The following is a 24,072-nucleotide window of genomic DNA, read 5'->3' as shown; positions in this document are numbered from 1 at the left end:
TTCTGCCGGTGGGTGCACCATGATGATGGTGCACCCACCGGTTGTTTATGTGGTGTTTTGTGGTTTAAGAGATGTCGTTATATGGCTCTTAACCGTTGAGTTTGGCATATGTTGGTGGAGTGTTTCACCTTGTATGTGTGCTCTGTCTATTGCTTTTCTTGGGTTCAGGTGGGGTTTCCTGTCATATTTTGGCGTACAATAATCAGCGGTTCTTTTACATACTCACAATCAGCAGGAGCCTCTTATGAGCTCAAATACCTCACCTCGTTCCCCGTTCCGTTGGGAACTTCACGGTAACGGTAAACATATTTCCCCCGGAAACGTCGTTGCTCCGCACGAACGACTCACATGGGGACGCACCATCGGAATTGGCGCTCAACATGTTGTTGCCATGTTCGGTGCAACCTTCCTTGTGCCTCTGATTACCGGTTTTCCGCCGGCAACGACGCTTCTCTTCTCTGGATTAGGAACAATTCTCTTCCTCATCATTACCGCAGGACGAGTACCTTCCTACCTTGGATCTTCTTTTGCTTTTATTGCCCCTATCGGGGCTGCGATGAATCAGGCAGGACCAGCTGGTGCTCTTGGCGGCATTGTCATGGCAGGTATCTCACTTTTTATAGTGGGACTTATCGTTCAGGTGGCTGGCACCGCATGGCTCACAGCGTTAATGCCGCCGCTCGTTACGGGCGCTATTGTTGCTCTCATCGGTTTCAATCTTGCCCCTAGCGCAAAAGATAACTTCATGAAAGCACCTGTTACGGCTCTCGTCACTCTTAGTTCCATACTTCTCATTTCCGTTATCTTTAGAGGGATGACAGGACGTTTGTCCATCCTCTTGGGCGTTATGATTGGCTACCTGACTGCTGTCATTCGTGGAGAAGTAGACTTTAGCGTTATTCATAAGACGTGGGAAGAACAAGGGCTGATTGGCCTTCCTCATTTCCAAGCGCCTGAGTTCCATTGGAACCTAGCAGGTTTGTTCATTCCAGTCATTCTTATTCTGGTCGCTGAGAATATTGGGCACGTTAAGTCTGTTGCTCTGATGACTGGTGAAAATCTTGATTCTTATTCTGGTCGTGCCATCATGGCTGACGGTCTTGCAACAACAATTGCGGGTATGGGTGGTGGCTCTGGTACTACCACTTATGCAGAGAATATTGGTGTCATGGCAGCGACTAAGGTGTATTCGACTGCTGCTTACTGGTTTGCGGCTCTTTTTGCGATTGCGCTTTCCGTATTCCCTGTCTTTGGTGCGGCTGTAGCGTCTGTTCCTGCTGGTGTTCTTGGTGGCGCAGCGACTGTGCTTTACGGCATGATTGGTATGCTTGGTGTGCGTATTTGGGTAGAAAACCGTGTAGATTTCTCAAATCAGGTGAATTTGAGTGCTGCTTCTGTCGCTCTCATTATTGGCATTGCTGACTACACGTGGGATATTGGTAATCTTCAGTTCGCTGGTATTGCTTTAGGTACTGCGGCAACTCTTGTGGTGTACCATGCGATGGCGTTTATTGCGCGTTCTCGTCAAAGTGCACCCGAACCGTTAGAGCCAATGTCTTCAGATTCTTCTACCGACGATTCAGAACGCTCTGCAATTCTCTAGGCTGTTCTGCTTGCTACGAGGTTAGTATCTTTTAGATAAAAGGAAGAAGCCAGGCTCCCCAGCCTGGCTTCTTCCTTTTATCATCAACTCGAAAGTCGATAACATTATCACACACACATTTCGCTTCTCAGCAAGGGCTCTATCGAACCGTCTAATCAATAGTTAACACTGTTCACCTTTGGGAAGAATAGGTATAAAGTGAGAGAAACCTGAACATCTCATAACGATTCGATATCGAAATAATATTTATCCTAGTCAAGCTGATTATGCGAGGAAATATTTACTGCACAAAAGATAAAGAAAAGGGTTATTTTTCAGAATTATCACAGTGCGCACTCAAAAACTCTTCGATAATTTGAGCTACACCATCTTCACTAAAAGCAGGACAGGTACGTCCTACCTGCTCAATCAGAGCAGCAGAGCCAGAAGCCATCGCATACCCCTCCCCTGCCCATAACAACATCTGCGCATCATTCGGCATATCACCAAAAGCAACAACATCAGCAGCGGGAATACCACGTTCATACGCGAAACGTTCTAAGGTATGTCCTTTATGAACATCAGCACGAGCAATCTCAACAAGCGCCTGACCTTTCACACCCAGCGTCGCTCCTAAAGATTCCCCAATCACCGCTTGTACACGTTCTAACAACTCGTACGGATCCGCGTATGGATGGTGAATCAGATACTTCACTGCAGCATCTTCTTCGATAAACGCATCTGATAAATCACCAGAAATAATCGGAGCACCTTCTAAGACAGACGTTATTTCAAACTCACCCTGAACATAAATCTTCTCAAGCGTCTCAAGAGTAAACGTTGCTTCAGGAAAAGACTCTGTTAAACACTGATGGGCGGTGGCGATATCACGCATAGGAGTCAAAGAGGTTGAAACAATTTCACCCCGCCCCAGGTGATACACCACCGCACCATTAGAACAAATCGCATACGAATCATAGGCAAGTTGCTCATGCAAAGGGGTAAGCCAACGAATGGGACGGCCCGTCACAAAGACCACTTCAACACCTGCCGATATAGCTGCCTCTAAAGCAGCTATAGTACGGGGGCGAAAGCGAAAGTCTTCTCCAAGTACGGTGCCGTCCAAATCGCTAGCAATTAGCCGCATCATGAAGAGGGATGTTCCTCATAGGTCACTGTTAAGAAAGCACGAGCAATACCGTGGAAGAAAATGTTAAATTCCACGACGGCAGGGGCAGTATTCTCATCCACCTCAAGCTTTTCAACATCTAATGCGGTAACACAGAAAATGTAGCGGTGAGCACCATGTCCGGCAGGAGGAGCACAGCCAATAAAGGAGTCAGTGCCACCGTCATTACGATGCGCAAGCGCACCCTCTGGTAGCTTCTGTGCAGCACCGCGCTCTAAAGATGTCACCTGGGCAGGAATGTTTGAAACACACCAGTGCCAAAAACCAGAAGGAGTTGGTGCGTCAGGGTCAAAACATGTCACCACAAAAGATTTAGTTTCTTCAGGGAAACCCTCCCACGATAGCTGTGGTGAAGTGTCAGTTCCTCCCTCAACACCAAAAAGAGCTGATGTGAGCCACTGCGGAGCTTTTTCTCCGTCACGAAGATCCTCAGATGTAAGCGTAAAAGAGGGCAGCTGTGGTAGCTGTGCATAGGGTTCGCGTTGAAGCATGGGGGTGCACTCCTATATGAGAGTAGTTTATATCTTTAGATTACCCTGATTCTGAACTGGCATAAACCTTTATCTCATGTTGTCAGCACGTTGAAGAACAACAGCTTGTCTCTTCATGGCATCACCATAAAAATAACAGTATTGCTCATCGTGAATCAGAGTAAGGGCGTTCTTGGACTAACACGTCAAGAACATAGGAATCATCATAGAAGCCAAAGATGAGATTTACCTTAGAAAAATTTTCTACTTTTAGGCTTTCACCTGCTAAAACACACTAAATAAAGATGAAAAGTGTATTTTTCCAGCCGTCCTTTACCATGCGTTCTCAAAAAATTCAGAGAGTATTTTCCGTTCTGTAAACACCTTCACAGAACTTCTTTTCAATGCTTCATAGAGTATGACATACATTCTGTACACAGAAGAAAGAACATATGATGAACACTCAATCGTTTTCTAACACCACCAAGTCCACCATTCTAGCCACTACTATCGGAGGGTTAGCAGGAGGCGTTATTTTTGGCATGATGATGGCAATGATGGGAATGCTCCCCATGCTTGCTAGCATGATTGGCTCAGAATCAGCATTTGTAGGCTTTGCAATGCACATGATGATTTCTGGTGTATTTGGTGCTCTTGCCGGCGCTATTATTCACTTCTCAGGTCAAGACCAATCACTTACTCACGTTTCCGGTGCACTCATTGCAGGTAGCCTTATCGGAGTACTGTTCTGGATTGTTGGACCTCTTCTGATGATGCCACTGATGATGGGAGCACCAGTATTCACCATTACATCCGCTACCTTGCTCTCTTTGATGGGGCACATCGTTTATGGTGTTGTTATGGGACTCACTGCTATGGTAGTTCTCAAACGCGCATAATATTTTCGGGTTCAGCGCACCGACTATCAGTAGCTTGGAGCAAATATGGATAGCGATTTTGCTTGTATTCGCGAATCAGATCTTTTCTCTCATTGTTCGCCCGAACAAATGAGCCATTTAGAATCACTTGCTCCTGCACAGTTTTTTAGCCGTGGTGAACTGATTTTCTCTCGACAAGACCAGCAGCAAACGCTCTTTATCCTTAAAAAGGGAAGAATCCGTGTATTTCGCATTATCGATAGCGGTAAAACGTTAACCATCGCCATTTTGACCCCCGGAATGGTTTTTGGCGAGATGGCACTCATGGGACAGTCAATGCATGAAAACTATGCAGAAGCTCTCGAAGAATGTCAGGTATGCGCTTTAAAGGTCAGCCATATTGAAGAGCTCATGAGCACTGATCCACAGTTTACGGTGCAAGTCTCAAAAATTTTGGCTGAACGCGTTCAAGAGCTAGAGGAACGGCTCTCAGATAACCTGTTGAGGCCACTTCCAGCACGTATTGCACGGGTTCTTCTCAAAACATCAGAAAAAGCTCTCATCACAGGAAAACCTATCGTTCGTCTAACTCATGAACAGATTGCAAACCTTGTAGGTGTGAGCCGTGAGATTACAAGTAAAACCTTGGCAGATTTTGCTACTCAAGGAATAGTGCGACAAGGACGTGGAAAAGTCATTCTTACCGATATGCCAGCATTATATACGCAAGCATCCATTCACCCTTCAACCGATGATTTAAGGAAATAAACATGGTGACCCATCATTCAAATTCTTCTGCGCAACTTATTGGCGTTTATGCCGCAGACGGAGGAATTAAAGGGGAGCTTTCGTATGTGTGGGGAAAGCTCCGTCATACGCGCTCTTGTGCGCTTTGCGATATTACACATGGTCTTAACCCGCTCGGTAAAAAAGAATGGAAAACAGCCTGTGCAACATTGCCAATTCCTTTTAGCGCCGTACATTTGAACGAACGAGATGACCTGTTAAAAAAGATTATTCCTGATACACAGGCTCCTGCTATTGCGTATATTCAAGACGGAACCGGCTTTATTTTGATTAATGCTGAAGAACTTGAACAATGCCATAAGTCTGCTGAAGCGCTAGTATCCCTTATCTCTCAGAAGCTCATGAACATTGAAAGGCAGAGCTAAAAGATGCGCCGTTATACGGTACGCGCAGTAGCATATGGTCAAGAGATTGCTCGCACCTCAGATGCACTGTTAATAGAGGGAAACTTTTATTTTCCCTCTCACGACGTTATTTCTGAGGCACTAGAGCCAGCACGGTTGCGCACACTGTGTGTATGGAAAGGCATTGCTCGTTATCAGCATGTGATAGTCAACGGTGAACGTATCTCTCATGGTGCATGGGTTTATCCATTGCCCTTGCCGTGGGCATGGTTTGTTAAAGGACGCGTAGCATTTGATGTCACTCAAGGAATTGACGTCGTTCAGGAGCCTACCCAGACAGACATCAACGTCCAGAGAAAGTAGAGGATGAGTTTGGTGGCTCTCGACAGGATACAGGCTTTCTAGCCTTTAGAGTTCCCCTTGAGTCGCATAAGCCACACAAACACACCCCTAGTATGTAACGAGGAATCACAGACAACAATAGACAAGTTCCTCGTCTGGAAAGATTCTAGCTACTTCATCATTTCACTCGAGTTGCTGCAGCACCGGGTGTCGCCTCAACAAAAGCAGGAGCACCAAAACCGTGCTGTTCAAAAGCATTCACCACAGCCTCGGCGATATCCTCAATTTTCTGTTGAGGGACCAAAGCAAGCACCGAACCGCCAAAACCGCCGCCTACCATGCGAGCACCTAAAGCACCGGCATGCTCAGCAGCTTCGACAGCGACATCTAGTTGAGGGACAGTCACTTCATAATCATCACGTAGTGAAGCATGAGAACAGCTCAATAGCTCTCCTAGACGTTTCCAGCTCTCATCGGTTACAGAAGCAGAATATATATCGATACATTCTTGGACTCGCACCATCTCATGAACTACGTGACGTATGCGTGCTATGGCTTGTTCTGGGGTGGTGTCTTCAGGAAGTTCGACGTCGTTTAAGCTTTCTTCCCAGCGTCGAACAACGGCTTCTGCATCTGCGTAGCTCATATGCGTTGGCATAGCGTTACGCACGTTGTCTACGTTTAATGCCTCTGCTGCAAGCTCACAAATAGCGCGGCGGCGAGCGTATTGTCCGTCAGCTAGTTGGTGTGGTGCTTTTGTGTCAATCACGAGAAGCGCCAATCCGGCAGAAGCCACATCAACAGTGAGGGGTTTAGTGCTAAAATCACGGCAGTCGATGGTCAGTACAGAGCCTTCAAGTGCACGTAAGGAAATGGATTGGTCCATTCCACCTGTTTGGGCGCCGGCGATATCGTTTTCTGCGGTAATACATACCTGTGCCAAGGTTGCCCGCCCTGTATCAGTTTGGTGAAGTGGAGCTGTTTCTTGCGCTTGAGCGGTAAGTTCGTCCAGTGCAAGCGCCACAGAACATTCCAATGCTGCAGAAGAGGAGAGTCCGCCTCCCACGGGAACGGCTGAGGTGATGGCAAGGTCGGCACCTACAACATCGATATCAGCAATTTTTTTCATCCCCCATGGGACACCAGCAACATAAGTAAACCAGCCGTTTAGCGCTCCTGGGGCAATATCTTTAAGAGCGATCTGCTCAACACCGTCAGCTTGATCTGATACAGCTCGTAGTATGCTGTCTTGGCGAGGGGCTGCCGCGACGAGGGTACGATGTGGCAATGCCAAGGGCATAACGGTTCCGCCGGCATAATCAACATGTTCGCCAAGCAGATTTACGCGCCCCGGTGCAGCCCATACGCCAGTTGGTTCGTAGCCGTATTCTGCGATGAATGCGTCAATAACTGTGCGAATTTGGTCTTCTTGGGTGGGGTTGGTAATCCATTGTGGAGTGCTCATGGGAGTTCAACTTCTTTCAGACGAGCAGCAATTTCTTCGGGTGTCCGGTCGTTAATCCACGCTGCCATTGCAGATTCAGAACCGGCAAGATATTTGAGTTTTTCGGGGGCACGTTTGAGGGAGAATACGTGCAAGAACATGCGGGAGATATGCTCTGCACCGTCGGAGGGAACCTGATGCCATGCAGAGATATAGGGCAGTTCGATACCGTCAAAGTAGCGGTTAAGTCGTCCTAGTAGGTCTAAGTAGAGTTCGCTTAGCTCATCAAGCTCTTCGGAGGTGAAACCCGTAAAGTTTTTGACTGCTTTATGAGGCATAATCATGAATTCGACAGGCCATTTAGCCGCAAACGGGACGTAAGCAGTAAAGTTTTCAGTTCGTCGAATGATGCGCCGCCCGTCTCGGACTTCGCTCAATAGCACATCGGCAAGAAGGTCTTTGCGGTTCTTTTGCGCATAAGCGTCTGTCTGTCTTTTAAGGGCTGTGGTATATGGGGTAAGGTACGAGTAACCGTAGATTTGCCCGTGTGGGTGGTGCAAAGTTACGCCGATTTCTTCACCTTTGTTCTCAAAGATAAAGACTTCACGTACGGAGTCTAAAGCGAGTAGTTCTTTAGTGCGGTCTTTCCATGCTTCAAAGACGGTGCGTGCTCGTTGTTGGCTCAATGTTGCAAAGGAGCCGATGGCGTTAGAGGTGAAGCAGACAACTTCGCAACGTCCAGCAGGGGTTGTCTCATAGTTGAGAGTGTTATCGTTGAGAACTTCATAGGGCCCTTGTAGTGAGGGGAAGCGGTTTTCAAAAACAACGACATCGTATTCTGGTTCAGGAATTTCGCTGGGGACGCTTCCTTGTCCGGCAGGTGCTAGGGGGTCTTCATCTGCTGGGGGGAGGAAGGTGCGGTTTTGTCGATGTGCTGCAATAGCTACGGGGTATCCGGTGAGAGGGTCGGTGCGTATGGATGCGGCGTCGTGTGGTGGTAGGGTTCGTGCTTCTAGCGGACGCGGGTCGTGGACGGTGCGGGTTTTTTCTCCGCTAACGTATGCTGCGGAGTCATCATAGAAGATAATTTCACGTCCGTCAGCGAGTGTTGCTGATGTTTTGACGACGGTTGGTGTGAGCGGTGTGCGCGTAGTGGTCATGATGCTAGAACTACCTCGTTAACAGTGTCTTTCAAAATGGTGAGAGTTTCGTCGGGGATATCTGCGCCGGTAATGACGGTGTTAATTTTTTCCCAAGGGGCAAATTGGCTCAAGCCTCGAATATCCCATTTACTGTGGTCAAAAACTGCCACAACTTGTGAAGCGGAGGATATGAGAGCGCGGTTCGTTGCGGATTCAATCAGTGTGGGGCTCATAAGGCCTTGTTTGAGGTCTGCTGCGTAGGTACCGAGGAAGAGCACGTCCATGTGCAAGGTTCCTAGTGCGAGGTCGGCGATGGGTCCAACGAGTGCGTCTGAGGGGGTGCGTTGTCCTCCGGTGAGGATTACTTGAGCGTCAGATGGGGATTGGTGAAAAGTTTCATGGACGCGCAATGAGTTTGTAATGACGGTCAGTTCTGGAACTTTGAGGCAGTTCATGGCGATGGTTGTGCAGGTTGTTCCGGCGGAGAATCCGATAGTTTGCCCAGGATGTATATAGTGTAGGGCGCGTTGGGCAATCTGTTGTTTTTCGGGTTCGTGAAGGAGCATTTTTGTGGCGAATGTTGGTTCGCTACTGGCTCTGAAGGAGGTCGCTCCACCGTGGACTTTGACGAGTAATCCTAGGTCAGCTAGTTCGTTGAGGTCTCGGCGAATAGTCATGGATGAGACGTTGAGTAGTTCAACGAGTTCTCCGGTGAGCACAGTGCCACGGGCCTCGATTTCACGCAGAATCTGGCTATGCCGTTCTGATGCAAGCATGGGGCCTCCTGTTGTTGTGCTGTTGGCTGTAGGTAGAAGGATGTATCACCCTCCATTCAATCACAAACAAACATTTTTGAACACAAGTTTTTTATCTAGATGGAAAACATTCAGATAATTTTAGAAATATTCTTGATTAATCCTTGCATTAAAAGACTTATAGGGGTTTACTGGTCATTGAATTGGCAATGTTGCCGCACACCACATATAAACAAAAATAAACATTTCAACGTGGTCGTTGTTGTGTTTTCAAAACCCAGGAGCTCCACTATGTCTCTTGTAGCATCTGCTGATGGAGTGAGACTCGATCTACATTTTGTAGATTATCTAATGCTCATCATCTACTTCGTTACCGTCCTCGCAATCGGCATTATCGCCCGCCGAAGCGTCAAAACCTCCATGGACTTCTTCCTCTCTGGACGGTCCATGCCGGCATGGATTACAGGCCTAGCTTTCGTCTCTGCAAACCTTGGAGCCACCGAAATTCTCGGTATGGCAGCAAACGGCGCAGAAATCGGCATGTCCACCATGCACTACTATTTCATCGGCGCTATCCCCGCGATGGTATTCCTTGGCCTTGTCATGATGCCGTTCTACTACGGTTCAAAGGTACGAAGCGTCCCCGAATTTATGCTTCGACGCTTCGGACGACCAGCACACCTCGTTAATTCTTTAGCGTTCGCCATCTCCAACGTACTCATCGCAGGTATCAACCTCTACGCAATGGCGATCATTATCGAAGCAATGCTGGGATGGCCACAATGGGTTGCTATCATCGTCTCTGCACTTTTCGTTCTTGTATACATCACCCTCGGAGGACTATCCTCAGCAATCTATAACGAAGTTATGCAATTCTTCGTCATTATTGCTGGCCTCGTACCACTAACCGTTGTCGGTATGCACCGTGTAGGTGGTTGGAGCGGACTCAAAACAGCCCTCATGAACACCGAAGGCGTCAACAACCTTCACCTTTCCGCATGGCAAGGCACCGAAATTGGTCACGTCACCAACCCCATTGGTGCAAACTGGCTGGCGATTGTTCTTGGCCTAGGATTCGTCCTTTCCTTCGGTTACTGGACCACCAACTTCACCGAAGTTCAACGTGCATTCTCCGCAAAGAACATGTCTGCAGCCCGCCGCACCCCGCTCATTGGCGCTTTCCCCAAACTCTTCATTCCTTTCATCGTGGTTATCCCCGGAATGATTGCCGCAGCAACCATCGGTAACCAATTTGCAGATGGAACTCTCACCTACAACGACGCCATCCCAAAACTAATCCAGATGTATCTACCTTCTGGTGTCCTTGGTGTCGCTGTTACCGGTCTTATGGCATCGTTCATGGCAGGTATGGCAGCAAACGTCTCCTCTTTCAACACCGTATTCACCTACGATATTTGGCAAGAATACGTCAAACCTAAGATGAGCGACTCATACTATCTCTCTACAGGTCGTTGGGTCACTGTAGGAGGCATCCTTATCGGTATCTTTACCGCATTCCTCGCGGCACAGTTCGGTAATATCATGACCTACATGCAGACGCTATTCTCTTTCTTCAACGCACCCTTGTTTGCTGTTTTCATCCTCGGTCTCCTCTGGAAGAAGATGACTCCGCAAGCAGGTCTTTGGGGATATGTCAGTGGTATTATCGCCCCAGCACTTGTGTGGATCTGGTATTTGAACGACCCCACGCTCTTCGAGACTGGTACTGCTGGAACCCTCTACATGGCTATTATTTCTTTCATCACCGTGATGGTTGTTTCCGTGGCCGTATCAATGTTCACCACACCTAAAACAGACGATGAACTTGCAGGGTTGGTCTATGGTATCGGCACCATCGACCTCACCAAAGATGCTGTCGCCAGCGATACCGTATGGTACCGCTCCCCAGCACTTCTTGGAACAGTCGCCCTCATCCTCTGCGTTCTGCTCTATCTTCCCATTATCTAAGGAGTCACTATGAGCAACAAAAACCAACCAACAGCTGTAGTGCTTAGCCCCGAAGAAAAAGAGCAACTCGTTCGCTCTACCCGCCGTACTGACCTACGTAATATCATCGGCGCGCTCTTCGTTGTTTATGGCGTCCTTGTAACAGTTACAGGAATTCTTGACCCAGTAGCAGACAAGGCATTGACCGGCGGTATTCCCATCAACCTATGGACAGGGTTGAGCATGTTCGTCGGCGGTATCCTCTTCTTCTTATGGGCGAGGCTCTCCCCCGTCCCCGCGGAGGATATTCTCGCCAATATTGAATCTATTGGAGAAAAAATTGCTGAAGGTGAAGCAAGTACTTTAGCTGAAGAACACTAAAAATAATGCTGTGGCTCAATAGTATGAACTATTGAGCCACAGTGCTATTTTCTTGCAAGATTCTCACACAATCGTCTATCTACGGAGAAGTTTATGTCTACATCATTTTCTGGGACAACCTACACGTTAAACGCTGGTGGGTATAGCGCCACCATTGCCGAGGTGGGAGCTAACCTAGAATCCCTTATATCACCCCAAGGCAAACAGCTTATTCTTCCAGCTTCTCCCAACGAATTACGCGCTGGAGCACGTGGCTCACACCTTGCACCGTGGCCCAACCGTATCGACGGCGGACGATACACTTTTTCCGAGGTCGAGCATCAACTACCAATATCTGAAGTGGAACGACACAATGCTATTCACGGGCTCGTGATGTGGCAACGATGGTCTTTTGAAGAGCCCGTCATAAACGCTCATCAGGCTCAGCTATCAGGCACTCTTGAGCTTCCACCATGCCCCGGATACCCTTTCTTTCTGAAATACACCGTGACGTATATTCTCAACGATGAAGGACTTCACGTAGAGTTTTCTGCGCAAAATGTGGGAGATGAGCCCGCACCCTATGCGTACGCTGCTCACCCTTATCTGAGTGCCGGTGGGAATGTTGACCAAGCATCAGCCCTAAACCGGTGGGTGCTAGAGATTCCTGCAGAAAAATATCTTGAAACAGATGAGCGCTTACTACCTATAGCAGAACATTCTGTTGAAGGAACATCCTTAGATTTTCGTACTGGTGCGCTCTTAGGCAAGATAGAGTTAGACCATGCTTTTGGTTCGCTCTCTTACGCTGATAAGCGCGGCCATGTTCGTCTTTATGCTGATGTTCATCGTTCTTCTGGTGTGGAACTGACTTTTGATGAAAGTATTCGATGGGTTCAGGTATACACCGACGGCTTAGAACGTCGGGCTTTAGCAGTTGAACCGATGACAGCACCTGCCAATGCATTCAATAGCGGAACTCATCTTGTGGTTCTTTCTCCTGGTGAAGAGCATATTTCACGGTGGGGAATTCGTGCTTTTGATCAGGCGTAGAAAATACACACCCTCTTTATATTCCCTAATCGGTATATAAAGAAAAACTCTGTAAAATACGGAATTACCTTATTTCTGCAGGTAAGCTGTGAAACGTTAGATGAACGCAACGAGGCGTACATCTAACGTTTTGCAAGCACATATGCTCGGAGAATACGAAGACGTATCACCGCAAGGAAGAAGGAAGCCGTGGCGCTCTCTAGCACCCTAAAAAACACTACATGGAACGACGCAGAATCAGCAGCAGAACAAATGATTCCGCTCATTGGAAAACTCAACCGAGAATACGGTGTAGTTGTCAGTATTCATGGACGTTCCCTCGTCAACCAATCTGTCATTCAGATTCTGAAATTACACCGATTTGCTCGGCAAATCGACCATGAAGAGCTCGACCCCAATCGCTCTCTAGAAATTTTACAAACACTCATCCAACTCCAATTAGCACCCTGCTCTATCGGATTAGCAGAACTATACCGACAATATGAGCGTTCTGGCTCAACAGAGCTCGAAAAATGGTTACGCGAAGAACTATCCCCCGTTGTTGAAAAAGCAGGAACACAAACAGCAACCAACCAAGACGTTGTTCTCTACGGTTTTGGTCGCATCGGCCGTCTTCTAGCCCGCATACTACTTGAACGAACAAGTGGTTCCGGGCTTAATTTACGTGCCGTTGTCGTCCGTAAAAATGGAGAGAACGATCTCTACAAAAGAGCCTCACTCTTGCGACGAGACTCCGTACACGGAGCATTCGCTGGAACTATCCGCGTAGACGAGCAGAATTCCACCATCATTGCTAACGGGACGCCAATTCGTTTTATCTATTCCAACGACCCAGCAACCATAGACTACACAGAATACGGTATTCGTGACGCTATCATCGTTGATAACACTGGGCGTTGGCGCGATGATGAAGGGCTCAGCCAACATCTCAAGAGCAAAGGAGCCTCTCGAGTATTGCTCACAGCCCCTGGCAAAGGAGATATTAAAAATATTGTTTGCGGTGTTAACGACTCTGTTATTACGTCCGAAGACACCGTTCTTTCAGCAGCATCGTGTACAACTAATGCCATCACTCCAGTACTGAAAGTTATGGACGAAAACTTTACGGTACTCTCTGGTCACGTTGAAACGGTTCATTCCTTCACCAATGATCAAAACCTTATTGATAACTTCCATCGTGGTGATCGGCGTGGGCGTTCTGCAGCGTTGAACATGGTTATTACTGAGACAGGTGCGGCAAAAGCTGTTTCTAAAGCACTTCCTCAGCTTGAGGGAAAACTGACCGGTAGTGCCATTCGTGTTCCAACACCAGATGTGTCACTAGCTATTTTGAATCTGCGTTTAGAAAAACAACCAGATTCTAAAGAGTCGCTTAATGCTCTCTTGCGTAAGGTATCTTTAACCTCGTCATTACGCCGTCAGATTGATTACACCGATTCACATGAGGTGGTTTCTACCGATTTTGTGGGGTCGCGCACGGCGAGCATTGTCGACGGGTTAGCCACGCTGGTCACCGAGGATACAACGGTTCTGTATCTGTGGTATGACAATGAATTTGGGTATTCTTGTCAGGTAATCCGAGTCGTAGAGAAGATGGCAGGTCTGCATATTCCAGCATTCCCGCCCGCACGATAGAGCATGTACCCTAGAGGGTATGAAGATTGCTACCTGGAACGTAAACTCTATTCGCGCCCGAGCTGAACGCGTTGAAGAATGGCTAGACCGTTCTGACGTTGATGTGCTTGCTATTCAAGAGACGAAAGCTCAAGAGAAAAATTTCCCTTATGAAATTTTTGATTTTATGGGTTATGAAGTTGCTCATTTTGGGTTAAGTCAATGGAATGGTGTGGCCATTGCTTCACGCGTGGGATTAGAGGATGTTGAGCGGACTTTTGCAGGTCAGCCAAGTTTCGCTAAACCTGGTGATACTCCGGTTCAGGAGGCGCGTGCTATTGGTGCAACGTGCGCCGGTGTTCGCATTTGGAGCTTATATATTCCTAATGGGCGCGGACTTGAAGACCCTCATATGGCGTATAAGTTGGAGTGGCTCAAAGAGCTACGTTCTAATGTTGATTCTTGGCTGAGCGCGGATGCTCAAGCACAGTTTGCGCTTGTAGGAGATTGGAACGTTGCTCCTTACGACCATGATGTGTGGGATATTGACTACTTCCGTGAGCATCAGATGACGCATGTTAGTGAGCCAGAGCGCGACGCGTTCTTTGCTTTTATGAACAAGAGCGGACTATCTGATGTCGTCCGTCCGTTCACGGAGGGCGAGTACACGTATTGGGATTATACGAAGCTACGATTCCCGAAGAATGAGGGTATGCGTATTGATTTTCAGTTATATTCTCCGGCGTTGACGCAACGTGTAAAAAGTGCTCATATTGATCGTGAGGAGCGTAAAGGGAAGGGTGCTAGTGATCATACGCCTGTTGTTGTAGAGATCGCAGACTAGCTTCTAAACCTTGTGGCAAGAGAGCGCTTGACCGAGAGCCTATTTTGGTTCTGGTTAGGCGCTCTTTTGATTTTAATGACGCCCATAAGGAATGTTTCTTGGTGAAGTGTGTTAAATAGAAAATCCACCTGCACGTTAGAAGCCCGTGCAAGTGGATTTTGTGGCTCCGACCGGCGTCGATCCGGTGACCTTACGATTTTCAGTCGCACGCTCTACCAACTGAGCTACAGAGCCAGGCATATGCTGTAGATATGCCACAACCGCGATATTTCATCATAAAGAAATACGCGGTCGGAGCGACCCCGACGGGACTTGAACCCGCGACCTCCGGCGTGACAGGCCGGCGCGCTAACCAACTGCGCTACGGGGCCATAGCTGAAATTATCAACTAGGCTTTGTAGATGTAATCTACAAGTACCCCCAACGGGATTTGAACCCGTGTTACCGCCGTGAAAGGGCGGCGTCCTAGGCCGCTAGACGATGGGGGCCTGGACTGAATCAGCGGTTTTTACCCCGCCGTTCAAGACTCAATAAGCTTACGACAGTTTTGGGACGCATGCAAACTCAAAATGGGCAAAAAACCATTTTTTCTTGTTAAAAACTGACCAATACGCGAGATAACAACACAATAAAAGCCACAAAAACCGCTAAAAATCAAGGAAGTTTTAGAAAATATACTTTCCTTATCAAGTAAAAAAATTTCTCAAAAAAGTTTTAAGAGACCGCAAAAAACCGCCACCAACGCCTAAAAACACCTCATCCACGATGCCATTATCTCAAAAACGCCAGCGCACAATATTCACCTTTGTTACCAACGTTACTCCTGTTCACACAGAAACAGAATACTTTCACCCAAAACGCCCGGTTCGGAATAAAAAGCACCCACATCACGCTATACAGATAAACCACACCACATACATCAAACAAGAACAAAGGACACACATGAAGAACAAGAAAAATATTCTGCTCATCCTCTCCATTGCAGCACTCGTCGTATTAGGAATAGTCCTATCCCTCACCCAACCTTGGCGAGCCTTCACCAGCTCAACTATCGACGAAGCACTACCAGAATCAACACAAACACAACCAGCAACTAGTAACGCCCAACAGCCAACAGCTCAAAGCACACCAACACCACAAACAGCCACACAAGGAACATTCCACTCCATCGACCACGACACAACAGGAACCGCAGCAATCATCACCCTCAACGATGGAACACACCTACTACGCCTCGAAGATCTTTCAACGCTAGATGGCCCCGACCTCAAAGTCATCCTCACCGACAAAACAGGAGACTTCACCACCCTCACCGCAGAGGACTACACCAACCTCGGAGACCTCAAAGCAACCAATGGAAACCAGAACTATCCCATTCCCTCCAACGTAGACATCAACACCATCAAGAGTGTTGTCATCTGGTGCGAACGTTTCAGCTCCCCATTCGGCGCTGCAACACTCAACTAAAAGTTATACGCTCAATACAACAGTGGCAGGTCAAGAGAGTTCTTGACCTGCCACTGTCATATACGTACCGTCAAACTCAACTACCGTTGACGTAGAACGCTCACTCTAACCCCAGCTAATATCCGCCGAAGGTGCAGTCTCTAAACGCTCATCTTCCATCTCAGGAACAATCATCACCGGACGCTTAGCATGGTGCAAAACCCCATGAGATGTAGAACCAAGAATCATCCCCACCAAACCGCCACGGCCACGAGTACCAACAACCACCATTCCAGCATCCTCACCAGCTTCTAAAAGCACCTGCACAGGAGAACCATCAACTAACTTAAACTCAATCTCTAAACGCGGGAAATAACGACGCAACCACTGCGCAGCCTTCCGTTGCAATTGCGCAATCTCACGATACATCGCTTCAAAATCAACAGCAGCAGGAACCCAATTCAGAGCACCCGTATAAGGCGCCAAAGCATTTACCAACGTCAGCTTTACCCCACGACGCTGAGCCTCTTCGGCGGCTTTCAACATAGCAACACGCGCCTGCGCAGAACCATCTGAACCAACCACAATAGGCTTCTTCGCGTCAGCATCTAAACTAGTAGATTGAAGATTCTCGCTATAAGAAGCAGGCACCGCAACCAACGGGCAATGAGAATGAGCCGGAAGAGACACCGAGACTGTCCCTAAAAGTCGCCCTAAAAAGCTTCCGTGAGAACGAGAACCCACAACAACTAGTTCAGCACGCTTTGATAGCTCAACAAGAATAGCGGTAGCATCACCTGTCTCAACGGTGGCACGTAGCTCAACACCAGTCGTATCAACACGGGAATACGCCTCATCAAGTATCTGAGCCACCCCTTCACGCAACGCCTGTTCATCAACAACCGAATACCCAGCCTCAAAACCCGTACCGGTAAAAATAGGCAAAGAGTACGCCGTCACCAAACGCACTGGAGTACCCCGACGTCGAGCCTCGTTCACTGCCCAACGCAAAGCGCCATAGGATTGCTCCGAACCATCAATACCGACAACAATTTCTCCCGAAAATTGTGTAACGTCATAGTTTTTCTCGCGGGATTCAACCGCCTGATGTCCAAAAGTTTTCTGAGTCGATTCTTGGGCAGTCATTATCGTTCTCCTTCTCATCAAGAGCCTTGAAGGGTACTAACGTCTTGCCATTAGCGTTTCAAGAACTCACTTTAATCATAGGTGCCGACCATCACATGTGCTAGGGTTTCGCAGATTCAAACTCCCAGAAAAAATTTCAAAAATCGACACCACAGAGAACGTCCAGAGCAGCAGTTATTTAACAATCCTCTTCAAAGATAACGCTGGTCTCTCGATCAAAAACCATGAGACTGATGCCAAAGCCACGGCTACAACGCATGTTACCAAAGCGTTGATTGGCCAGCTCAAAGTACTAAAACCAACCATAAGCAGGACTTGTTGAACAGGCCATCCATAGATGTAAAGACCATAAGAAATATCATTCTTTTGAGCAAAATCCGTCTTCAAAACAACACCTAGCGTCAGGATTGCATACGCGAACAATGGTTGCAGCAAGAGATTAGGAAGCTCAGAATTAAGAAGGAATATAACAATAGATAATATCGCGCACAATATAGACATTTCTCTTTTTACAATAATCTTATCGCCCCACACGTAGAATAATGATCCCATAAAAAAGAATGACATTAGGTGAGGAAGATTATTGAATCCAGGAAAAACAAAATCAGCCAGATAACTATAAGCCGCAAAAATAGCAGAGAAAATTGCAAATATTGTTACATACAACCGCTGTTTATTTTTAATAAAACTCAAAAATCCAAAAGGAATTAATACAACATACAAAACAACTTCATATTTCAATGTCCAGATAGGACCATTCCAAACTCCCGGAACACCAACCCCCGCCGGAGAGCCAGCAATATCTGCAACATACGAGGGTGAGACAATCGTGAAATTACTTATCAAATAGCGAACAGACTGAGACACTTCCCAGCCATTCGATGGAAAATAACCCAGCAAAGACGACAATGGCGCAGCGATAAAAGCAATGAATAAGAGCATCCCCCAATAAGCGGGGTAGATTCGCAGAAATCTCCTCCACGCATAAGATTTCAAATTGCCATGTCTGGTACTTGCCAAAATAAGATAACCAGAAATAACAAAAAACATCATCACAGCATAGCTACCCAAAGAATTAACTTTACGAACCCAAATATCCGTTATGTTGCTATCTCCATATAACTGCAAGGGAGCATGACCAACAATAACTATTGCTGCTAGCACAAGCCTAATGAAATTTAACGAGTTTCTTCTATTTAACAATGAATCGTTAAGAGTTTGATGCCCCAAAATTGTGTCCCTTTAAATATATACGAAGTGATTACAAAATGAACATTTTTACTACACAAAAATATGCAATAAATAAATAGCCCAGCATAAGCATCAAACCCAACAATAGAATTAGAATAAATATATTACTAGGATTAATCTTAAAACTGTTCCGCAGTACCACTACCTTATGCATGATACCCGAAACATTAAGATACCCCATATCTATCCCCACAAACCATCACAAAATCCACCTGACGACACCTCAAAACCACGGTCAAAAGAAACCAGTATCCAAGAGCCAATGAGAGAATAGAAAAGGATACTTTATCCACATTGGGAGGAACAATGCGTCGACATCGCTGGAACACACAAAAACAGGAACACCGCACCATGGCGCCCCGAAATATTCAAGAAATACAAAAAACCATTAAAAATGCCAGCGAACACCAACAAACCATCACCGTGTTCGATACAGGATACAATTCCAAAAATATTACAGAATCTGAAACCCGCATACTCTCACTCAATCAGCTTAGCGGACTCACAGACATCAACCCGCAGCAACAACAAGCTACGTTTCTAGCCGGAACAACCCTTAACGAAGCATCAAAAATCCTAGCAGAACACGGATTCACCTTCACCAACATGGGAAGGACTGGGGAACAAACCCTCGCTGAAGCAATCTCCACAGGCATGCACGGAACGGGCAACACCTATGGTATCTTCGCTACACAATTGCAAGAACTGACATTTATCACCGCTCAAGGAGACGTCCTCACATGCTCCCCGCATAAGAACAACGATATCTTCACCGCAGCACAACTCGGGCTAGGGGCCCTCGGTATCATCTTCTCGCTGACGTTCCGTATCGAACCGCTCTTTCGACTCCACGCAGCAGAACGAAAACGTGCGTACAAAGACGTCATCCACCATTTCGCAGAACGTTCATCAAACGCAGATCATTATGAAACAACATGGTTCATAGGATCTTCACAAGTTAGAACTCGACGACTTACCCGCTTACCGTTACTCACCGATGGGTACATGAACCCTTCCGCCGTATTAAGCAAAGCCCGAAGACATCTCGGCGACAACACCCTCAATAACGGAGCATTTCACCTCATCAGTTATCTCGGGTATAAACAGCCCGCAACGAAACCAATCCTCAACAGCATCTCAAACTGGGGCAAAGGCAACAGACGTTACGCAGATTTAGCGCCACAGGTCTACACACAAAAACGCACAGTCCGCCATCACACCATGGAATACGCTTTCAACAGAAGCCAACTTGCAACCATCATGGAAGATATCCGCGCCTCCTACCATGACAGCAACAAACACCTCAGTTACCCGCTTCTGGTTCGTACAGCAGCCGCAGATAACATTGCACTATCACCGGCATACCAACAAGACACCGTCTTCATCTGCGCACGTGAATACTGGAAGACACCACCACAGCAAGCATTCAATACACTAGAGACAATTTTCAAAGCACACGGCGGGCGAGCGCATTGGGGACACTATCACACCAATAGTGCAGAAGAACTTCAGGGACTCTACCCACGTTTTGAGTGGTTCTGCGCTCTCCGAAAAGAGCTAGACCCTCAGGGGATATTTCTTAACGCTCAGCTACGCCGTTTACTTACCTAGTGTTGAAAGAACTTAACAGTTTGGGCCTACCATGAGGATTCTCATGATAGGCCCAAACGTTAGAGATCTTAGAGTGAACGTGAAATACGAATCATCTCTTCACGGTCAGTCACCTTCACACGAGCGCGTGGCTCACCGGAAGCGTCCTGCGCGGCAGCACCAAGTGCACGTTCGTGTTCGTCCAGCTTATGCCAGCCTTCCCATGTGGTGTATTCGATGCCTTTAGAGTCAAGGTATGCGCTGAAGGTCTCGGCGCATGGCTCAGTAGCAGTGTAGAGGTTCTCACGGTCAGATAGTAGGTGGGTGATGGTCTCTAACGCGTCTGATTTAGTTGAACCAATCAGTCCGACGGGGCCTCGTTTAATCCACCCTGTTGCGTATAACCCGGGAACAGGTGTCCCTTCATTATCGACGACGCGGCCTTCAACGTTGGTGATGACACCGCGTACGGGGTCGAAGCCAACCTCAGGAAGTTCTGAACCGAAGTAGCCGATAGCACGGTAAACCGCTTGCATGGGGTATTCAACGAATTCTCCGGTGCCTTTGATACCACCGTTGCCGTCGAGTTCGTTGCGTTCCATCTTGAGGGCGGTCACTTTGCCGTCCTCACCAAGGATTTCTGCTGGAGATTGCAAGAAGTGTAGGTGTAGTCGGCGGGATGCGGTTTGTGGTTCTTCTTTTTGTTTCTCAAGCCAGCCGTTGAGGGTTTTCATCATGACTTTAACTTGAGAGTTGGTTTCCATCGCTTCTTGTGAGGCTTCGTCGAATTGGAAGTCTTCTTCGTAGAGGACGATGTCTACGTCACGGGAGTGTGCTAGTTCTCGGAGTTCTAGCGGGGTGAATTTAATCTGTGCTGGTCCACGGCGTCCGAAGACGTGTACGTCGGTAACTGGTGAAGATTTTAGTCCTTCGTAGACGTGGTCAGGAATTTCAGTGACGAGTAGATCATCTGCGTGTTTGGAGAGGACACGGGCGACGTCTAGCGCTACGTTGCCGTTGCCGAGTACTGCGATTTCGCGGGCGTTAAGTGGCCATTCGCGAGGGTAGTCGGGGTGTGCGTCGTACCAGGAAACGAAGTCTGACGCGCCGTAGGAGCCGTCGAGTTCTACACCGGGGATGTCAAGGTTTGCGTCTTTGATAGCGCCGGTTGCGAAGATGATGGCGTCGTAGTGTTCGCGGAGGTCTTCGAGGGAGAGGTCTTTGCCGTATTCTACGTTGCCGAAGAAGCGGATGTCACCGCGGTCAAGGACTTTATGTAGTGCGGTGATAATTCCTTTGATACGGGGGTGGTCGGGTGCTACACCGTAGCGGATGAGGCCGAAGGGTGCAGGGTAGCGGTCGAAGATGTCGATGGATACTTCAAGTTCACCGTTTTTGACTTCTTTTGATTTGGTGAGGATATCTGCCGCGTAGATGCCAGCAGGTCCAGAGCCGATGACGGCAACGCGCAGGGGGCGTGCTTCAGACACAGTTTTTCCTTTCGGTGCCAGTTCCCTGATGTGGTGGGGCTGGCTGGATGATTTACACACTTGGGCATTAGTTTACCTATCAGATGCCTCTGTGTGGACTCTCTTGTGTGCTGAACCTCTAAAAACTTAGGTTTACTTAACTTTCGTGAGCTGGGTTGTTGTGTTCTGAGGTTTTTATGCTGTGTGGTTTGTGTTTAAAGAGCGTATGTCTTTTTCTAGCCAGGTGTTGGGTAGAAGGTGCTGGTGCGTATGGGTTATGAGAATGATTGAGCGCCCTGCTAAGCGTTCTGTTTCGAGGATATCAATCATGAGGGGTACGGAGTCTATGTCGATAGTGGAGAATGGTTCGTCGAGTAATAGTAGTGGTGCTTGGTGTGCGGCGATGGTGGCAACAAACCATACTTTTTGTGCTTGTCCGCTTGAGATTTGTGTGCATAGTTGGTCGGTAATGTCTTCTGGTACGAGTTTTTGTAGAAGGTCTAGTGCTGCAGCGGGGTCTGTGCCGTAGGCGGCACAGTAGAACTCTAGTTGTTCGCGGACGGTGAGAAGTCTAAAGAGCGCTGGTTCTGTACTCATATGCCAGCGGGTACGTCGCCCCTCTATGCTGTGGGGTGGGTGTCCTGCTAGGGTGATTTCTCCGCCAGTGGGTCGTAGTGCTCCGGCTATGAGATTTAGGAGGGTGCTTTTTCCGGCGCCGTTGGGGCCGTTGAAAATGATTGCCTGATGGGTGTCGAGGCTGAGGTTGATGTCTTCGAGTATGGGTTGGTCGGGTGTAAACCCAAAATGTAGGTGAGTGGTGGTTAATAGAGCCATTAGAGTGTTTTTCTGGGGATTCGGGCGGTCAGGGTGAATAGTGTTGCAAGGCAGATGCTGATGAGGGGTAGAACGTAGAAGGGCGTATTGTGGTGAAGGAGTGCATAGGCGATGAGCGCAAATATGCCGGCTATAACAGAGATGAGGGTGGAGGCGATGGGGTTTTGGCGGATACGCCCGTTAGATTGTGAGGGTAGACGACCGGGGAACAGGCAGTCTGCCCAGAGGGTGAGTGCCGGCGAGATGAGTATTCCAGTCAGCCATGCGATCAGGAGTGAAGAGGCTGAGACTGATGACATGAGCAAGAGTAGTGGTAAAGATAATAGGCTCAATGGTGCACATACTAAGGTGGTTGAGCAGACTATTGCGCTTGCTACGCCGCGTTCCCCGAGCAGTGATGCTGTTAGGTGAGGAAGTAGTGGGCGATACGCGTTTACCGAGCAGATTCCGTGTGCTACACCGGTAGATAGTAGGGGTGCTCCCATGGCTATGCCCCATGCGGCTTCAGCAGGTAAGAAGGGCTCTATCACGGTGTTATTGACCAGTATGCCGGTGCAGAAAGCTGCTGAAAAATATGTGATGCGGGCAGAGATGAGAAATTCTCCAGATTCTCCCGCTGTTGTATCTCGGGTGATGGTCAGTGGCAGGGCAATGAGTCGTCTCCACGCATTTTGAGGTAATGGTATGCGCCATGTTGTGTAGGTGGGGGCAGAGTCTATGGGTGCGTTATTCCAGAAGATTTTATGTCGTAGACGGATTAACGCTGCTACTGATACGCCTAAAAGGATGAGGGTCAGGCTGAGGAGTGTTATTGTTCCTTGCTCGGAGAGGAGGAAAGCAAAACATTTTTGTATAGCCTCACGGAAGCTGTCTTCTCCCATCACGATAGGCAGTAGAACCCCTGCAAAGATGCTTCCGGCACCGTACAAGAAGAAAGACCAAAGAAGTACTCGTAGCGTGGTCATTGACGTTCTGCCTGTTGCTAGTAGGCATAGTGCAGTTCCTCGAAAGAGTCCTCCAGAGATGCTAAGCAGGGTTCCTATCAGTAACGGTTTAAGGATGATGTGTGCTGGTATTTCCCAGTTATAGATTGCAATGATGGAGTATGAGCACAAGGCAATGACCATCAGTAGCGTTTCGAATGTTAGGGGAAGAATGAGCCGTGCTGTGAATAGTTGCCCTCGGGTGAAGCCGGCGTGCGTAAGGATGGTGGCATCAGCTGGAGCATTGATTTCGCGTGCAGTGCGACCCGATATTTTTAGGAGGTGATGAGTCAAGCAGTAGATTCCACCGAGAGAAAGTAGTGACGGGACGAGGTGCTGCGATTCGCCAACATAGGCAAATAATGTGGGGGCAGCAATCACAAAGAACGTAAGGAATAGCCCCAGTAATATGCTGACGAGAAGGCAAGCTAAGCCAAGGAGGAGGTAAGCGTTGCGGGTGAGACGAAATTCTGGTGCAACAGCTCGTACATCTAATAGTTTGCTAGTTTTGATAAGAAGTATAACGTGGTGAATCCACCGGTCTCGTTGTTGTGTTCTCGGCGTAGCGTTGCTGCTCATGGG

Annotated in this window: 22 protein-coding genes and 3 tRNA genes; 12 read left to right on the top strand and 13 right to left on the bottom strand. The window is 47.9% G+C overall.

Going from position 1 to position 24,072, the window contains the following annotated elements; translation table 11 throughout:
* The first annotated feature begins 244 nt into the window (after window positions 1-244).
* Window positions 245-1,603: a uracil-xanthine permease family protein gene (locus ACN08W_RS00785; RefSeq protein ID WP_419108549.1), complete on the top strand. Its 1,359-nt coding sequence runs from the start codon at window positions 245-247 to the stop codon at window positions 1,601-1,603.
* Between the two features lie 307 nt (window positions 1,604-1,910).
* Here ACN08W_RS00785 and ACN08W_RS00780 read toward each other — a convergent pair whose 3' ends face one another.
* Window positions 1,911-2,732 carry an HAD-IIB family hydrolase gene (locus ACN08W_RS00780; protein ID WP_419108548.1) on the bottom strand — a complete coding sequence of 274 codons (822 nt, stop codon included), beginning with the start codon at window positions 2,730-2,732 and terminating at the stop codon, window positions 1,911-1,913.
* On the bottom strand, window positions 2,729-3,262 hold the full coding sequence (locus tag ACN08W_RS00775; RefSeq protein ID WP_419103187.1) for a YbhB/YbcL family Raf kinase inhibitor-like protein: 534 nt from the start codon (window positions 3,260-3,262) through the stop codon (window positions 2,729-2,731). The genes ACN08W_RS00780 and ACN08W_RS00775 overlap by 4 nt, the downstream gene beginning before the upstream one ends.
* Before the next feature lie 431 nt (window positions 3,263-3,693).
* Between ACN08W_RS00775 and ACN08W_RS00770 the strand changes: the two genes are divergently transcribed.
* The 4 genes from ACN08W_RS00770 to ACN08W_RS00755 are packed head-to-tail and all read left to right on the top strand — an operon-like array spanning window position 3,694 to window position 5,633.
* Entirely contained in the window at window positions 3,694-4,140 is a 447-nt protein-coding gene (locus tag ACN08W_RS00770; protein WP_419103188.1) for a hypothetical protein, read from the top strand.
* A 45-nt stretch (window positions 4,141-4,185) separates the two neighbouring features.
* The gene (locus ACN08W_RS00765) at window positions 4,186-4,887 is read left to right on the top strand and encodes a Crp/Fnr family transcriptional regulator (protein WP_419103189.1); all 702 of its coding nucleotides are present in this window, start codon (window positions 4,186-4,188) and stop codon (window positions 4,885-4,887) included.
* A 2-nt stretch (window positions 4,888-4,889) separates the two neighbouring features.
* Window positions 4,890-5,291 carry a hypothetical protein gene (locus ACN08W_RS00760; RefSeq protein ID WP_419108547.1) on the top strand — a complete coding sequence of 134 codons (402 nt, stop codon included), beginning with the start codon at window positions 4,890-4,892 and terminating at the stop codon, window positions 5,289-5,291.
* Between the two features lie 3 nt (window positions 5,292-5,294).
* Complete coding sequence (locus ACN08W_RS00755) at window positions 5,295-5,633, top strand: DUF427 domain-containing protein (RefSeq protein WP_419103191.1); 339 nt, start codon at window positions 5,295-5,297, stop codon at window positions 5,631-5,633.
* A 157-nt stretch (window positions 5,634-5,790) separates the two neighbouring features.
* Here the strand turns inward: ACN08W_RS00755 and galK are convergent, their stop codons facing one another.
* From galK to ACN08W_RS00740, 3 genes are read right to left on the bottom strand one after another with little or no spacing between them, the layout of a single operon-like run.
* Window positions 5,791-7,077 (bottom strand): galactokinase, encoded by a 1,287-nt coding sequence (gene galK / locus ACN08W_RS00750; RefSeq protein WP_419108546.1) that lies wholly within the window; start codon window positions 7,075-7,077, stop codon window positions 5,791-5,793.
* Window positions 7,074-8,216, bottom strand: coding sequence for a galactose-1-phosphate uridylyltransferase (gene galT, locus ACN08W_RS00745; RefSeq protein ID WP_419103193.1), 1,143 nt, complete (start codon window positions 8,214-8,216; stop codon window positions 7,074-7,076). The genes galK and galT overlap by 4 nt, the downstream gene beginning before the upstream one ends.
* Complete coding sequence (locus tag ACN08W_RS00740) at window positions 8,213-8,974, bottom strand: DeoR/GlpR family DNA-binding transcription regulator (protein ID WP_419103194.1); 762 nt, start codon at window positions 8,972-8,974, stop codon at window positions 8,213-8,215. The genes galT and ACN08W_RS00740 overlap by 4 nt, the downstream gene beginning before the upstream one ends.
* A 270-nt stretch (window positions 8,975-9,244) precedes the next feature.
* On the opposite strand from ACN08W_RS00740, the gene ACN08W_RS00735 reads away from it, so the two are divergent.
* The 5 genes from ACN08W_RS00735 (at window position 9,245) to ACN08W_RS00715 (ending at window position 14,771) form a co-directional block, all read left to right on the top strand.
* Window positions 9,245-10,921 (top strand): sodium:solute symporter family protein, encoded by a 1,677-nt coding sequence (locus ACN08W_RS00735; protein ID WP_419106697.1) that lies wholly within the window; start codon window positions 9,245-9,247, stop codon window positions 10,919-10,921.
* 9 nt (window positions 10,922-10,930) lie between these two features.
* Window positions 10,931-11,281 carry a hypothetical protein gene (locus ACN08W_RS00730; protein ID WP_419103196.1) on the top strand — a complete coding sequence of 117 codons (351 nt, stop codon included), beginning with the start codon at window positions 10,931-10,933 and terminating at the stop codon, window positions 11,279-11,281.
* Between the two features lie 93 nt (window positions 11,282-11,374).
* Entirely contained in the window at window positions 11,375-12,313 is a 939-nt protein-coding gene (locus ACN08W_RS00725) for an aldose 1-epimerase family protein (RefSeq protein WP_419108545.1), read from the top strand.
* A gap of 189 nt (window positions 12,314-12,502) precedes the next feature.
* A complete protein-coding gene (locus ACN08W_RS00720; protein WP_419108544.1) occupies window positions 12,503-13,948 on the top strand; it encodes a glyceraldehyde-3-phosphate dehydrogenase in 1,446 nt (481 codons plus the stop codon).
* Window positions 13,949-13,967: 19 nt separating this feature from the next.
* Window positions 13,968-14,771 carry an exodeoxyribonuclease III gene (locus ACN08W_RS00715; protein WP_419108543.1) on the top strand — a complete coding sequence of 268 codons (804 nt, stop codon included), beginning with the start codon at window positions 13,968-13,970 and terminating at the stop codon, window positions 14,769-14,771.
* A 161-nt stretch (window positions 14,772-14,932) separates the two neighbouring features.
* Here the strand turns inward: ACN08W_RS00715 and ACN08W_RS00710 are convergent.
* The 3 genes from ACN08W_RS00710 to ACN08W_RS00700 form a co-directional block, all read right to left on the bottom strand.
* Window positions 14,933-15,005, bottom strand: a tRNA-Phe gene (locus ACN08W_RS00710).
* Between the two features lie 63 nt (window positions 15,006-15,068).
* Window positions 15,069-15,142 (bottom strand) — tRNA-Asp (locus ACN08W_RS00705).
* A 44-nt stretch (window positions 15,143-15,186) separates the two neighbouring features.
* Window positions 15,187-15,259 (bottom strand) — tRNA-Glu (locus ACN08W_RS00700).
* Window positions 15,260-15,713: 454 nt separating this feature from the next.
* On the opposite strand from ACN08W_RS00700, the gene ACN08W_RS00695 reads away from it, so the two are divergent.
* Window positions 15,714-16,238 carry a DM13 domain-containing protein gene (locus ACN08W_RS00695; RefSeq protein ID WP_419106700.1) on the top strand — a complete coding sequence of 175 codons (525 nt, stop codon included), beginning with the start codon at window positions 15,714-15,716 and terminating at the stop codon, window positions 16,236-16,238.
* A gap of 105 nt (window positions 16,239-16,343) precedes the next feature.
* On the opposite strand, the gene ACN08W_RS00690 is transcribed toward ACN08W_RS00695, so the two are convergent.
* Window positions 16,344-17,363 (bottom strand): universal stress protein, encoded by a 1,020-nt coding sequence (locus tag ACN08W_RS00690; RefSeq protein WP_419106701.1) that lies wholly within the window; start codon window positions 17,361-17,363, stop codon window positions 16,344-16,346.
* Window positions 17,364-17,537: 174 nt separating this feature from the next.
* Window positions 17,538-18,593: an acyltransferase family protein gene (locus ACN08W_RS00685; protein WP_419108542.1), complete on the bottom strand. Its 1,056-nt coding sequence runs from the start codon at window positions 18,591-18,593 to the stop codon at window positions 17,538-17,540.
* 372 nt (window positions 18,594-18,965) lie between these two features.
* Here ACN08W_RS00685 and ACN08W_RS00680 point away from each other — a divergent pair, with 372 nt between their 5' ends.
* Window positions 18,966-20,225 (top strand): D-arabinono-1,4-lactone oxidase, encoded by a 1,260-nt coding sequence (locus ACN08W_RS00680; RefSeq protein WP_419108541.1) that lies wholly within the window; start codon window positions 18,966-18,968, stop codon window positions 20,223-20,225.
* A gap of 68 nt (window positions 20,226-20,293) precedes the next feature.
* Here the strand turns inward: ACN08W_RS00680 and ACN08W_RS00675 are convergent, their stop codons facing one another.
* The 3 genes from ACN08W_RS00675 to ACN08W_RS00665 form a co-directional block, all read right to left on the bottom strand.
* Window positions 20,294-21,694 (bottom strand): FAD-dependent oxidoreductase, encoded by a 1,401-nt coding sequence (locus tag ACN08W_RS00675; protein WP_419101162.1) that lies wholly within the window; start codon window positions 21,692-21,694, stop codon window positions 20,294-20,296.
* 174 nt (window positions 21,695-21,868) lie between these two features.
* Window positions 21,869-22,507 (bottom strand): ABC transporter ATP-binding protein, encoded by a 639-nt coding sequence (locus ACN08W_RS00670; RefSeq protein WP_419108540.1) that lies wholly within the window; start codon window positions 22,505-22,507, stop codon window positions 21,869-21,871.
* Window positions 22,507-24,069 (bottom strand): hypothetical protein, encoded by a 1,563-nt coding sequence (locus ACN08W_RS00665; RefSeq protein WP_419108539.1) that lies wholly within the window; start codon window positions 24,067-24,069, stop codon window positions 22,507-22,509. The genes ACN08W_RS00670 and ACN08W_RS00665 overlap by 1 nt, the downstream gene beginning before the upstream one ends.
* Between the last annotated feature and the right edge of the window lie 3 nt (window positions 24,070-24,072).

The sequence above is a fragment of the Rothia sp. CCM 9419 genome (genome assembly GCF_048512815.1).
Lineage (GTDB): Bacteria > Actinomycetota > Actinomycetes > Actinomycetales > Micrococcaceae > Rothia.
This window is presented reverse-complemented; position numbering and strand designations above follow the sequence as displayed.